General features: G+C 42.8%; 9 protein-coding genes. 4 read left to right on the top strand and 5 right to left on the bottom strand.

Annotation, left to right across the window (positions count from 1 at the left end; all coding sequences use genetic code 11):
- Positions 1–225 precede the first annotated feature (225 nt).
- From UYI_RS0108105 to tnpB, 3 genes are all read right to left on the bottom strand, one after another.
- Complete coding sequence (locus tag UYI_RS0108105) at positions 226–1032, bottom strand: inositol monophosphatase family protein (RefSeq protein WP_016866176.1); 807 nt, start codon at positions 1030–1032, stop codon at positions 226–228.
- A 161-nt stretch (positions 1033–1193) separates the two neighbouring features.
- Entirely contained in the window at positions 1194–2630 is a 1437-nt protein-coding gene (locus tag UYI_RS0108095) for a BCD family MFS transporter (RefSeq protein WP_016866174.1), read from the bottom strand.
- Positions 2631–2695: 65 nt separating this feature from the next.
- Positions 2696–3874: an IS200/IS605 family element RNA-guided endonuclease TnpB gene (gene tnpB / locus UYI_RS0108090; protein WP_016866173.1), complete on the bottom strand. Its 1179-nt coding sequence runs from the start codon at positions 3872–3874 to the stop codon at positions 2696–2698.
- Between the two features lie 218 nt (positions 3875–4092).
- Here tnpB and UYI_RS0108085 point away from each other — a divergent pair, with 218 nt between their 5' ends.
- Positions 4093–5043, top strand: a complete 951-nt coding sequence (locus UYI_RS0108085; protein ID WP_016866172.1) for an aldo/keto reductase — start codon at positions 4093–4095, stop codon at positions 5041–5043.
- 112 nt (positions 5044–5155) lie between these two features.
- Here the strand turns inward: UYI_RS0108085 and UYI_RS0108080 are convergent, their stop codons facing one another.
- Complete coding sequence (locus UYI_RS0108080) at positions 5156–6706, bottom strand: DEAD/DEAH box helicase (protein WP_026085820.1); 1551 nt, start codon at positions 6704–6706, stop codon at positions 5156–5158.
- Positions 6707–6879: 173 nt separating this feature from the next.
- Entirely contained in the window at positions 6880–8199 is a 1320-nt protein-coding gene (gene rimO, locus UYI_RS0108075) for a 30S ribosomal protein S12 methylthiotransferase RimO (RefSeq protein ID WP_016866170.1), read from the bottom strand.
- Positions 8200–9178: 979 nt separating this feature from the next.
- Here rimO and btpA point away from each other — a divergent pair.
- From btpA to UYI_RS0108060, 3 genes are all read left to right on the top strand, one after another.
- The gene (gene btpA / locus UYI_RS0108070; RefSeq protein ID WP_026085819.1) at positions 9179–10027 is read left to right on the top strand and encodes a photosystem I biogenesis protein BtpA; all 849 of its coding nucleotides are present in this window, start codon (positions 9179–9181) and stop codon (positions 10025–10027) included.
- A gap of 119 nt (positions 10028–10146) precedes the next feature.
- Positions 10147–11136 (top strand): vitamin K epoxide reductase family protein, encoded by a 990-nt coding sequence (locus UYI_RS0108065; protein WP_016866168.1) that lies wholly within the window; start codon positions 10147–10149, stop codon positions 11134–11136.
- A gap of 173 nt (positions 11137–11309) precedes the next feature.
- Positions 11310–13511 carry a CHASE2 domain-containing protein gene (locus UYI_RS0108060; protein ID WP_026085818.1) on the top strand — a complete coding sequence of 734 codons (2202 nt, stop codon included), beginning with the start codon at positions 11310–11312 and terminating at the stop codon, positions 13509–13511.
- Positions 13512–13711 lie beyond the last annotated feature (200 nt).

Here is a 13711-nt window from a genome sequence, read left to right as displayed (position 1 = left end):
CATAATATCATTTCAGCTATTAGGTAACAAGAAAGTCTCTCAAAATTTAAGCCTGAAAGCTTTGTATAGTAAGCTTTTTACTACTGGTGCAGACCTATCTTCGGTACTTAATCGATGAAACTATTGCTGTCAAACGGATTAAGGTACTTTTTATAGACTAGCTGATTTTTACACCTACCCATCTGCACCATAAAGTCAATCGAGCAACTTGGAGAGTGCCAAAGTTCAAATCTTCAACTCTTCCAAACATGGCTTAAATGTAGACACCAATTCTGGACGACTGACAACCAAAGTGGGGAAAGAGCGATCGCTATAATCAACGCCAGCAGACAAAGGAAAAGGTTCTGATTTGAGTGAGATCCAACTTCCTCCCGCAGCTTTGACTATTACCCAAGCGGCGGCTATATCCCAAACTTTTGGTGTCGCTTCCACACCACCTAATACTGCTCCTGTGGCAACTGTCAGGAAGTTATAGCTAGCAACACCCAGCATCCTAATTTTACAAGGAAAATCTTGTTTGATTACCGAGGTACTACGGGAACAGAGGTTAAAAAAGTGATGCTGACTGGGATCTTCTTCACTAGTATGAATCGGGTGATAATTGCGAAAAGCCCCCGTGGAAGCTCCTAGACCCGATGAACCCTCCCAGAAGCCGTGAAATGATTCTCTGAGTGGTGGCACGTAAACATATCCAAAAACAGGTGTGCCTTTATACAGTAACCCTAGCGAAATTGACCAAATGGGAATACCACGCGTAAAGTTAGTAGTGCCATCCAACGGATCAACTACCCAACACCATTCTGTACCAGGAAAAACCTTGTCACCCTCTTCAGTCAAAATTCCATAATCAGGAAATGTAGAGGCGATCGCATTTCGCAATTCTTGATCAGCCCATTTATCAGCACGGGTGACTAAAGAACCATCAGCTTTATGGGAAGCTTGTACTTGCCCAAAATCTTCCATTAACTGCTTACCTACCCTGGCGGTAGTAATTTGGGCAAACTCTAAAACTGTAGTCCAAAGTTCGGTCATTTGATAAATAGTTTATTGTTGGTTGTTTGTTGTTGGTTGTTTGTTGTTTGTTGTTTGGTGTTTGATGTTTGGTCTTTGTTGTTTGGGTGTTGTAACAATCAACTATCAACCACCAACTATCAACTACCAACAATCAACCACCAACAACCAACAAATTAAAATTAATCTAATTCGCTTTCCAATATAGATGCGATCGCTTGTTTAGCATTGCGCTGAAATTCTGTGACATTCACCCAATTCAATAATCCTAGCGCCAACAACATGATTACGGCTTGTATGGCAAACACCAACCCATAGGCAAATAATGGCGTTGTCAGTAAAGATTTACCCAAGTTTAGCACTGCGCCACCAGAAACCGTAGCTAGGGCCCTTGCCATTGCCTGCGCTAACCCCCAAGCACCAATGAATGTACCAGCGGTTTCCGCAGCAGTCAGATCCAGCATTAAGCTGAGTGCCCCAGTAGTAGTGACACCAGAAGCAAAACCAAACAAGATTAAACTCCATTGCAGGAATTTGGCATTAGCAGTAGTCCCTGCTAGGACAATTATTATCAAGCAAACTGCCACAGCCACGCATCCGAGCTTGGTTGTATTTTTCTTACCCAAACGCGGGGCAATCAAAAAGCCAGTCAAACTCAAGCCAATTAGCGTCCCTGTACCAAAGAAAGCATTGAGTTTTGTGGTTTCGGCAATAGTCATTTTAAAGACTTCACCGCCGTAGGGTTCCAACACCGCATCCTGCATAAACAAGCTGAGTGTCATCAACAGCAAAAATGTGAAAAATATTGCTGTTTGGCGGCTAGCAGTTAACACCTGCATTGCCATACCAAGAGTAATCTTATCTTCACGGTTAGTCGCTGTGGAACGCATGGTAAAGCGAGAATATTTCTTTTCCACACCGACTGTTGATAGCAGACAAAGTGCGAAAGCAATGCCTGGGACGATCAAAAACAGGCGGTTGACTTGAATTTGGATTACCTCTAGGGGTGCATCTAAGGTAATTTGTCTGAGTAAACCACTGCTAATAATTGCCCCAATAATAATACCCACCATCAGCATTGACCACACAACCCCCACCAATTTTGAGCGGTTGTCTTCATCGGAAACATCGACTAACAACGCTGCAAAAGGTGTGGAACTAGCACTAATGGCAACTCCGTAGAGGGCAAAGATCAAAGCTAAAAGTGCAGCCCAACCAGAGGTTTGAGTTGTCCAACCTGACTGCAAACTGAAGCCCAGTTGCCAAACTACTTGCACAGCGAAAAATGAGACGATCGCAAATAAAGCTGCACCAACCCAAACATAACCACTGCGGTGATAGCCAAGCAAAGGCTTGGTGTCTGACATTTGCCCAAACCACACTCTGATCGGAGCCACAAATTGATGCATTGCGATCGCCCCAGCTACAATTAGTGCTGGCACTCGCAATTCCTCAATCATGACTCGATTTAGCACTCCCAAAGTCAGAATCGACATGATGCCCAATGCCATCTGAAACAGGCCCAGTCGAAACATTGTCCATAGTTTCACTTTGGGAATGGATGTGGATTTTTCTGACTCGCTTGATTCAGAATTGGGTGACACATTACTAGTTGCCATAACCACTCCCAATCAAAACAGCAAAATTATTCCATAATAACCAAGGTGAAGTACCCTAAGTTTTGCTAGGCTTTACTTAGAGCTTCCTGCCCTGAACCAGTATCCCGGTTCATACCTAGTCTTACAACTAGCTGGTCAGGCGTAAATTTCCCTTCTTCCAAGGGTATTTTAACTTGCGAAAACAACATTAAATTGATTGCTGCGTTGACATCTGTGTCCCAAATGATTTGACATTCAGGACACTGCCACTCACGAATAGAAAGTGTTAAATCTTCTTTGATGTAACCACAATTAGAGCATCTTTTAGAACTAGGGAAAAATCTATCTACGTAGTGAATCTCACAACCATAGATATCACCCTTGTACTCTAACATCGTCAGGAAATTACCCCAAGCAACATCACTAATTTGTTTAGCTAACTTACGGTTTTTTACCATGCCCTTGATATTCAGACTTTCCACTGATATTGCTTGGTTTTTGCAAGTCAGTTTGAGACTGATTTTATGCTGGTAGTCTTGTCGTTGGTTAGCCACTTTTTCGTGAATTTTGGCAACGGTTAATAAGGCTTTGTTACGATTATTAGAACCTTTTTGTTTCCTGCTTAACCTCTTTTGTCTAATTTTGAGTCGGCGCAATGACCTCTGAAAATATCTGGGATTTTCAAACTTTTCTCCAGTTGATGTAATCACAAATTCTTTTACCCCCAAATCTAGTCCAATCTTGTCCCCGTTCAATGGTGCATGGGGGATATCTTGTTCGGTCACAATTGAAGCGTAATATTTACCAGAGGGAGTTTTAGAGATGGTTACATTTTTCGGTGTTCCCAATATTTTCCGATGAATCACCATCTTAATCGGTGTCATCTTTGGTAGTCTTAAAAAACCGTTCTCATCTATTGAAAAATACTGTGGTACTCGAAACGATTGCCGATGACTTCTCTTTTTAAAGTTTGGGAATCCCCCTAACTTTTTAAAAAAACGTGTAAATGCAGATTCTAAGTCTTTAAGTGTTTGTTGTAGTGATTGGGAATTAACTTCTTTAAGCCATTCAAATTCAGATTTCAAATTCACTAAAAGCTTTGCCCACTCTTTGTAGCGCAGAGATTTTTTAGACTCAGCGTAAATATCTGTGGTGACTCTCAAAAAATAATTGTAGACAAATCTTGAGCAGCCAAAACATTTTGCCAAAAAAGCTGACTGTTCATTATTTGGATAGATTCTGAATTTGTAAGCTTTGCTTCCCATAAGGGACACTATACAAGACTTATCTAATTAGAGTCAATTAGTTAAGTACCCTAAATACAGCCCTAACTCTCATTCCAAGATTTCGTAAGCAACACAAGGGGTCTTCCCACCAGGATCGATAAACCGTAATCAGTTATTAGTTCTTGAGCAAACAGATGAGACGATAATTGTAAAGTTAAACTAAATAAAGTAAATAAATGTAAATAGGTTTGATCAAAATGGAAACCATCACGTTGGGGCAAAGCGGCCCTGTCGTCACACCCTTGTGTATCGGTACTTGGGCTTGGGGCGATCGCTTATTTTGGAATTATGGCAAAGAATACGGGCCACAGGAATTACAAGCAGCCTTTGATGCTTCCCTAGAAGCTGGTATCACCTTTTTTGATACAGCAGAAATTTACGGATTCGGGCTTTCAGAGGAGTTGCTTGCCCAATTCCTCCAAAAAACCACACAAAAAGTCCAAATTGCCACTAAATATGGCCCTTTTCCTTGGCGATTCACAGCCCAGTCTGTTGCTGATGCTCTCACAGAAAGTCTCAAACGCCTACAAGTTCAAAAAGTAGCCCTCTACCAAGTCCATTGGCCTTTTACTTTTTTGATGAGTCAAGAAACCTTAATAAATGCCCTCGCAGATGAAGTGGAACGGGGCAGAATAGAAGCAGTAGGCGTGAGTAATTACTCAGCCCAACAAATGCGAGAAGCACACCAAATACTAGCTCGAAGGGGCATACCTCTAGCTGTGAATCAAGTGCGCTACTCTTTGCTAACTCGCCAAATTGAAAGCAATGGAATTCTCAACACCGCTCGTGAATTGGGTGTAACAATTTTAGCCTATAGTCCTTTGGCTCAGGGGCTACTAACTGGCAAGTACACTCTTGCTGGAGGCTCAGCCCCCAGTGGTGCGAGAAAATTAGACTCACGCTTTAGCAAAGAAGGCTTGCAAAAAATTGAGCCAGTAATCTCTTTGCTACGCCAATATGGGGAAAAATATGGTCGCACTCCTGCCCAAGTCGCCCTGAATTGGTTAATTGCTCAAGGCAACGTTATTCCGATTGCTGGGGTGAAAACAGCCCAACAAGTACGAGATAACGCAGGCGCTTTGGGCTGGAGATTAAGTGAGGATGAAATCGCCCACTTAGAAGAAGTTAGTCGCCCTTGGCTAAATTAAGTTAAGAGTCATTTGTCATTTGTTGTTTGTCATTTGTTATTTGTCATTTGACCAATAACCCTTGACCCACTAATCACCTCTTTGCCAATGACCAATGACCAATGACTAATGACTACGAAGCAGACTCTCTAGCCTGATGAGAACTTACCTTTTTCGGCACCGGAGTATCCCGTCGTCCTGTCCGCAGTTTGGGCTTGGAGGAACCGCGTTTGTCTCCTTCTGCACCTACTTCTGATGACACCCAAGAGGAACGGCGACGGTGTTCACCACTAGACTCGCGATTAGAGTCGCGGCGACCGCCACCCCGTAGTTTGGGTTTGGGAGTGGGTCGGAGGTCTTCTTCGGGATAGTCGGCTTCTGATAGCAACCAAGCAGGACGGGTTTGGTCGTAGGCGATTTGTAATGCAGCTGCGGCGATCGCATGAGCATCATATTGTTCGCTCAGCTGGCTAACGATGGACAAAAATGAAGCCATACGTTCACCCACCAAAGCTTCTTGCACCTGGGTTTGTAATTTTTCCAGTTGTCTAGCTTCAATTTGTGCCCGTGTGGGAATCGAAAGTAATTGCCAACTTTGACGCACATGGCGCTCAAACAACTGCTGCTTGCGTCGTTCAAAGGGCTGCACCAAGGTGATGGCTGTACCTTCTTTACCAGCGCGACCAGTACGGCCGATGCGGTGGACATAGGTTTCCACACTGTCTGGTAAATCAAAGTTGATCACGTGGGATAGTTGGTCAACATCTAAACCCCGCGCTGCAATATCAGTAGCTACTACCCAGCGCACCTGACGATTACGGAATCGAGTCAACAAACGTTCCCGTGCTTGTTGGGATAAATCACCGTGGTATTCATCAACACTGTGACCAGCAGCTTGCAATTGATTGGTGAGTTCAGCAGCCGTGCGTCTAGTGCGAACAAAGATCAAAGCCGATTCTGGATCTTCCATTTCCAGGATGGGCTGTAAAGCTTTGACTTTTGACCAATGGCGCGGTACTAGATAAGCTACCTGATTAATTTTGTTGGGAGCAGCTTTTGGTTGTTCAACGGCGACTGTTACTGGATCATTCAGGAACTTATTCACCAGCTGGCGGATCGATGGCGGCATTGTGGCAGAGAATAAAGCTGTCTGCCGTTCTTGGGGTGCTTGGGAAAGAATCTTTTCCACATCATCGATAAAGCCCATGCTGAGCATTTCGTCGGCTTCATCCAAAACAAACCATTTCACATGATCCAACTTCAAGCTACCCCGTTCTAGCAAGTCTATGACTCGCCCTGGTGTACCCACGACCATGTGAACGCCGCGCTTGAGTTGTAAAATTTGGCGATCTATAGATTGACCGCCGTAAATTGCCATTACACGCAAGCCTTCGTTGCCCAGAAACTCACTGATAGCATCTTGAACTTGAATTGCTAACTCTCGAGTTGGGGTCAAAACCAGTGCTTGCACTGCTTTTTGACTTACATCCAGCCGCTCTAGAATTGGCAGAGAGAAAGCAGCGGTTTTACCTGTACCTGTTTGAGATTGACCAACGACATCGCGACCCGCTAAAAGTTGGGGAATCGCTTGGGCTTGAATATTGGTTGGTGTGGTAAAACCAATTTTTTCAATTTGCTCAATCCGTTCTGGTGAGATACCTAGTTCTTGAAAAGAAAGTGTCATTAACTCTCCTAATTTGTATTTAGTTATTTGTTGGTTGTTGTTTGTTGTTTGTTGGTGGTGAGTCAGCGCGCCCCAAGGGGGGTCTTCCCCCATGAGCGACTGACGAACCCGTAGACACGAAGTGGCTTCCCGTAAGGGTAGGGTTGTTTGTTGGTTGTTGTTCCAATCAACGATTAACTACCACCAACTACTCCGTACAAGTCGTACGTATCAGCTTCTTTGATGGCTACTGGTACGATAGTTCCCAATCTTGCTTGCCCACGAACGTAAACTTGACCATCTACTTCCGGAGCAAATCTAGCCGAACGACCGATTAATTCTCCTGTTGAGGGATTTTCTTGTTCAATCAAAACATCAACGACTCTGCCAATTTCTTGCTGATTTTTACGTAGAGAAATCGGCTGTTGCAGTTCCATCAATATGTCCCGTCGCTCATCTTTGATTGCTTGCGGTAACTGATTGGGTAGGTTGTAGGCTGGTGTTCCTTGCTCTGGAGAGAAGGTGAAAACACCTACATGATCAAATTCATGGCGTTGGATGAATTGAAATAAATGCTGAAAATGTTCATCACCTTCGCCAGGAAACCCAACAATAAATGTTGTCCGCAGTATCGCCTGTGGTAGTGCTTCCTTGATGCGTTCGATAATTGCATCGTTGACTTGTCCTTGCCAAGGACGGTTCATGGCGCGGAGAATTTCCGGATGGGAATGCTGCAAAGGCAAATCCAGATAAGGTAAGACATTGGGTGTTTCACGAATTGCCGCGATCACATCTGGAGTCAGTCCCGTCGGATAAGCGTAGTGCATCCGAATCCACGGCACGTCTACTTTCCCCAAAGCACGAAGCAATTCTGCTAATTTAGGTTTCCCGTAGATATCTATACCGTAATTTGTGGTGATTTGGGAAATCAAAATGATTTCCTGTACCCCTTGACTTGCTAACTGTTCAGCTTCCGCGACTATTGATTCTATAGTACGCGATCGCTGGTTTCCCCGCAGATGCGGAATGATACAAAACGCACAGCGATAGTCGCATCCTTCCGCAATTCTTACATATGCCACACCTTCGGTTGTAGTGCGATAGCGGGGTGTGGTTTCATCGGCGATGTAAGTTGGTTCGGCGCTAACTTCTTTGACGCGATCGCCCTGTTCTACTCGTTCAATCACGCCAACGATTTTGTGATAATCGCCTGTACCTACTACTGCCACTGCTTCGGGCAACTCTTCCAACAATTGCTCTTGGAAATGCTGCGCCATACAACCTGTAATGACGATTTTTTTATTTGCCTCTGCCAGTTCTACCAAAGTTCTGACAGATTCTTCCCGAGCTGCTTCGATAAAACTACAAGTATTAACAATAACGTAATCTGCTAACTCTTCATTAGAATCTACGCCATAGCCTGCTTCTACCAGCAGTCCTAACATATGTTCTGTATCAATTCGATTTTTTTCACAACCCAGGTGAGATATTGCAATGGTTGGTTTTTCACCCATACTAGAAAAATAAAGTTTTCAGTTTTTTTGCACTCCAAAAGTTAAATATTAACTAAGGATTTTCAGACACTTGCTCAAGAGCCAAGCCCTTTTACATCATGCCTGCATGACAAAATCCAAACGCACCCAAAGGAACTTATGATCCCGATGAATTGCACAGAGATCATGCTATGATTTTCTTACTATTCTGTGTTTCCAAGGGAAAAACAAATAGTCGTTGGGTAAAATAGACACTCGTAATTCTTGGTGCAAATTGCTTTTGGTATTTTACATTACCGCAGCGCGTGCGTTGTGAATCTACTCTACCCTATAGGGAGCCACTTTCCCCTATGGGATGTGTGGTGAGAAGTCGCTACCATCTAGGAAAACACGCACTAAAATTAACGCCTTGACAGCGGTAATGCTACCAATCAGTTCAGGTTTTACCCGCAACTGTAACAGACTCTTTAGCTGTTCGAGGAAGAACAGCTACCTTACGGAAAGCCGCTTGGCGTCTTGTGCGTCTTGTGAGTTGCAAACTCCTCTTGTAAACAGTTTTTATCTTAACATATCTTATGGAAGGTTTTACGTTAATTTCCATCTTAAGGGGGAGGCGGAAAACCGACCAACTTAAAAAAAGTTGGAAAAGTTAGTCAAAAGTCAACAGTCTAAAGTCCTAAGTCAACAGTCCAGAATTCTCAGTCTACAGGATATTGACTGCCAATTTTGGATTATGGATTGTAAATTTTGGATTAAATTTTTTTAGTATACGTTCCAACAGCAAGTCAGATGGGACGAAACAAAAATTAACAATCCAGAATCTGTAAGCCCTTGAGTGGGATAAATCCACAATCGCCAGATTATTTCGGTTTATGCTCAGCCCCTTGTGGGCGGAACAAATCCAAAATCTAAAATCCAAAATCCAAAATCGATTGACCATTGACTATTGACCATTGACTATTGACTATTGACTCTGGACTGTGTGTTACGGATTAAAGACGTGGACTTATATCAGCTATTTAAAACCCGCACACCGATTATTGGTGTAGTTCATTTACTACCATTACCTACCTCGCCCCGTTGGGGAGGTAGCCTAAAAACAGTAATTGACCGTGCTGAACAAGAAGCAACAGCCCTAGCCAGTGGCGGAGTTAACGGTATCATTGTAGAAAATTTTTTTGATGCACCGTTTACTAAAAACCAGGTTGACCCCGCAGTTGTCAGCGCGATGACTGTGGTAGTGCAGCGGATACAGAATATGGTGACGCTGCCCATTGGCATCAACGTTTTACGGAATGATGCCAAAAGTGCAATGGCGATCGCTAGCTGTGTGAGGGCGCAATTTATCCGTGTGAACGTCCTCACTGGAGTTATGGCAACCGATCAAGGTTTAATTGAGGGAGAAGCCCATCAATTACTGCGCTATCGGCGCGAATTGGGTTGTGATGTCAAAATCTTTGCTGATGTCTTAGTTAAGCACGCTCGTCCATTAAGTTCACCAAATCTGACTGTAGCAGTGCAAGATACAATCGAACGGGGTTTGGCAGACGCCGTGATTTTGTCTGGTTGGGCTACAGGCAGTCCACCTAACCAAGAAGATTTGGAATTAGCTGCACAAGCAGCAGCAGGCACACCAGTATTTGTTGGTAGCGGCGCATCTTGGGAAAATGTTGCGACATTGTTACAAGCAGCAGATGGAGTGATTGTCTCTAGTTCCTTAAAACGTCACGGTCGTCGCGAACAAACAATTGACCCAATTCGTGTTAGTCAATTTGTAGAGGCCGCACACCGTAGCTGGAACAACAGGGGCGATCGCAAATCAATTTCTTCTGTGAGCCTAAAATCTTAAATTGGGGATTGGGGGTAAGGGATCGGGGATCGGGAATTGAACAATTGGTGTTTATTCTCCCTTTGTCTTCCTTGTCCCCCTTGTCCCCTATCCTCTATCCCAATTACCAATACCTGCTTATGAAACGCCGCCTTTCTTCTACCCCTTGGATTCATCGTCGATCGCGTTTGCTAATTGGTGCGATCGCTATTTTAGGTGCATTAACCACTGCTTACCTGACCATAGTTAAATTTAGCCAAAGCTCAGCTGCTTGTCCTACTAAAAGTTGCGATATTGTACTACAGAGCGATTATGCGACGGTTTTCGGACTGCCTCTGGCTTTGTTCGGTTTTTTAGCTTATGTGAGTATGGCAGTTTTTGCCTTAACCCCGTTGGCTGTCGACCCAGTTAAAAAGAAAGATTCTCGAAAAAAGCTGGAAAATTTAACTTGGTTGCTGCTGTTGATCGGAGCGATCGCTATGTCGGTGTTCAGTGGTTTCTTGATGTACCTGCTGGTATTCAAGATTAAAGCATTATGTATCTACTGTGTTGCCTCAGCAATTTTTTCCTTAAGTATGTTAGTCCTAACTATTGTGGGTCGTGCTTGGGAAGAAATCGGGCAAATCTTTTTTACTGCCATTGTTGTCGGCATGGTGACGTTAGTTGGGACTTTAGCTATTTATGCTCCTCCACCAAATAATAATAGTGGAGTCACTATTGTAGAAAATCCCGGTCAACCAGCAATCATCAGTTTCAGACCACTGCAAGAACCCAAACCAGGTGTTGGTTGGGAAGTTACCACTGCCTCCGGTGAAGCAGAAATTGCCCTTGCACGTCACTTAAAGCAAATAGGTGCTAAAGAATACATTGCTTGGTGGTGTCCTCACTGCCATGAACAGAAATTACTTTTTGGTAAAGAAGCTTACAGCGAAATTGAGCATATAGATTGCGCTCCTATTGATAACCCAAATGGTCTAAAAGATGAGTGCAGAGCAGCTAAAATTCAAAGCTATCCGACTTGGATTATTAATGGTAAAACCTATGCAGGAGTGCAAACTTTAGAGCAGCTAGCAAACATTAGTAATTACGCAGGCCCACGTAGTTTTAAGTATGTTTTAAAACAAGCATAAAAATGGCTGTTCTCAATATATTTGACTCTAGCAATCCTATTTGAGTTGTAAACAGTTACATTGCCTAGATCCCCGACTTTTTTAGAAAAGTCGGGGATCTTGTTTTTCACAAATGATTTAGGATTGCTATAGTTAATTGTCTACAAGACTTAGGCAAAAATTGACAAAAACCCATCAATCAGCAGCAAGGCAAACGCTTCGTGAGGTTAATATTCCTGTTGAAAAAATTTTTGTGTCGAGGAAACAGAGAATTTGTCACTGCCTCTAGCGTTGCCCTCTGCATTTTACTACTGCGTTTTTTTGGATTATTGCAATCTTTAGAATGGGCAGCTTTGGATCAATTTTTTCAATTACGGCCCATCGAAACACCAGAAGAATCAATTACTATTGTTGCAATTGATGAGGCTTCTTTACGCGAGGTTGGTTCTTGGCCAATTCCCGATGGTGTAATTGCTGAAGTTTTACAAAAATTACATCTCCAACAACCACGTGCTATTGGTTTAGACATTTTTCGAGATTTAAAGGTAGAACCTGGTCATAAAAATTTGTTAAATACTTACAAATCAATACCAAACTTGATTGGGATTGAATTGCTTTCCAATAAGCAAAATAATAGTGTTGCACCACCACCGGAATTAAGTAAACTTAAACGAGTGGGTTTTAACAACATACTACTAGATGCTGATGGCAAAGTACGTCGTAGCTTATTGTACTGGCATGTTGAAGACCAAGCACACGAAAGTTTTGCTTTAAAGTTGGCAAAGCTTTATCTCCAGGCAGAAGGTATTAGAGCTAAAAAAGCCGTGCAAAATCCCAAGAATTTACAGTTGGGCAAGGCAGTATTTCATCGTTTTCAACCCCATGATGGTGGCTATGTAGGGGTTGATAATAAAGGCTATCAAATATTGTCAAATTTTCCGAAATTAGCTTGTAGAAATTCATTCCCCGATATTTGTGCCTTCCGTAGGGTTTCCATGCGAGATGTGCTAACTGACCAAGTACCTCGCCAGTGGATTCACAATCGCATTGTCTTAATTGGTTCGACTGCACCTAGTCTTCAAGATATCGTGCTAATTCCCTACTCTAGTCGGTTGATGGGTACAGCAAAGCCTGTAGCAGGTGTGGAACTGCAAGCCTATTTTATCAGTGAATTCATCCGTGCTGCCCAACAAGGAAGACCTTTACTCAAAGTCTGGGCTGACTTAGTTGAAGGGTTATGGATTTGTGTTTGGGCTTATGTGGGTGCAGCCACGAGGTGGCGAGTACGGCGGTTGAACAGAAGTATCTTGAGTATCCTGTTGTTTTGCTTGGTGTTGCTTGGTAGTTGTTATGTTGCTTTCTTGTTTGGTTGGTGGATACCAATGATGCCTGCTTTACTTAGTTTTGGTGTCTCAGCAATTGTGATGACGTCGCAAATCGCGCACATGCAGGAAGAGTTAAAACGATCTAAGGAGTTCTTACATCAAGTTATTAATACAATTCCTGATCCAATTTTTGTGAAAAATGAAAAACATCAATGGATTGTTTTAAATGAAGCTTATTGTCAATTAATTGGTTATCCTAAGAGTTTATTACTAGAAAAGTCAGAGTATGACTTTTTCTCTAAAAAAGAAGCTGATTTGTTTCGTCAGCAAGATGAATTAGTGTTTCGATCGCAGCAACCCCAAGAACACGAAGAAGAATTTACTGATGCTAAGGGTAAAACTCACTTTATTTCCACTAAGCGATCGCTTCACAAAGATGGCGCAGGTAATTTCTTTTTGGTTGGGATAATTCGTGATATCACTAAACGTAAACTTTTAGAAGATGAACTCAAGCGCACTGCTGCTGAGTTATTCCGTTCTAACAGTGAATTAAAACTTCAAGAAGATCATTTACGTTATTTGGCATATCACGATCCTCTGACTGGTTTACCTAATCGGAAATTATTTGCTGAACAACTACAGGAATCTGTGGAATGGGCGCGCAATAATCAATTGTTACTAGGACTGCTGTTTATTGATTTGGATGGCTTCAAGCAAGTCAATGATAGCCTTGGACATGAAATAGGCGATCGCCTGCTGATCACTGTTGCGCAACGCCTCAGCAATTGTTTACGGGGTAGTGATACTGTTTCTCGCTTGGGTGGCGATGAATTTACCGCAATTTTACGAGCAATCCCCAAACTAGAAGTAGCTGCTATAGTAGCTGAAAAAATTTTAGCAACTATCACTGAGCCAATTGTCTTGGATGGACACACCATAAAAATATCCGCCAGTATTGGCATTAGTGTTTATCCTCTCAATAGTCACGACTATGAAACTTTGATTAAACAGGCAGATGCTGCAATGTACCATGCTAAGCGTCTGGGAAAAAACCGTTATGAATTTAGTTAGTACTTTGCATTCATTCGTAGTGTTTTTAAACGCAGAGGATCGCAAAGGCGAACGCAAAGGGACGCAGAGTTTGGTTGCAGGAATTTCGCCATGAATTTGGGGCTGCTTCACAAAGAGACGGTATAACTACCAATCGCTAACAACCTTTGTAGAAAAATAACATTATTCTCAAGCAGAGCGTCATTGAAGCTATATATAAG

Origin of the sequence: Fischerella muscicola PCC 7414, assembly GCF_000317205.1 — a bacterium.
Taxonomy (GTDB): Bacteria; Cyanobacteriota; Cyanobacteriia; order Cyanobacteriales; family Nostocaceae; genus Fischerella; species Fischerella muscicola.
This window is presented reverse-complemented; position numbering and strand designations above follow the sequence as displayed.

Bases quoted from the DNA above. Each gene is read 5' to 3' on its own strand.
- UYI_RS0108105 (WP_016866176.1), bottom strand. From the start codon at position 1,032: ATGACCGAACTTTGGACTACAGTTTTAGAGTTTGCCCAAATTACTACC.
- UYI_RS0108095 (WP_016866174.1), bottom strand. From the start codon at position 2,630: ATGGCAACTAGTAATGTGTCACCCAATTCTGAATCAAGCGAGTCAGAA.
- tnpB (WP_016866173.1), bottom strand. From the start codon at position 3,874: ATGGGAAGCAAAGCTTACAAATTCAGAATCTATCCAAATAATGAACAG.
- UYI_RS0108085 (WP_016866172.1), top strand. From the start codon at position 4,093: ATGGAAACCATCACGTTGGGGCAAAGCGGCCCTGTCGTCACACCCTTG.
- UYI_RS0108080 (WP_026085820.1), bottom strand. From the start codon at position 6,706: ATGACACTTTCTTTTCAAGAACTAGGTATCTCACCAGAACGGATTGAG.
- rimO (WP_016866170.1), bottom strand. From the start codon at position 8,199: ATGGGTGAAAAACCAACCATTGCAATATCTCACCTGGGTTGTGAAAAA.
- UYI_RS0108065 (WP_016866168.1), top strand. From the start codon at position 10,147: ATGAAACGCCGCCTTTCTTCTACCCCTTGGATTCATCGTCGATCGCGT.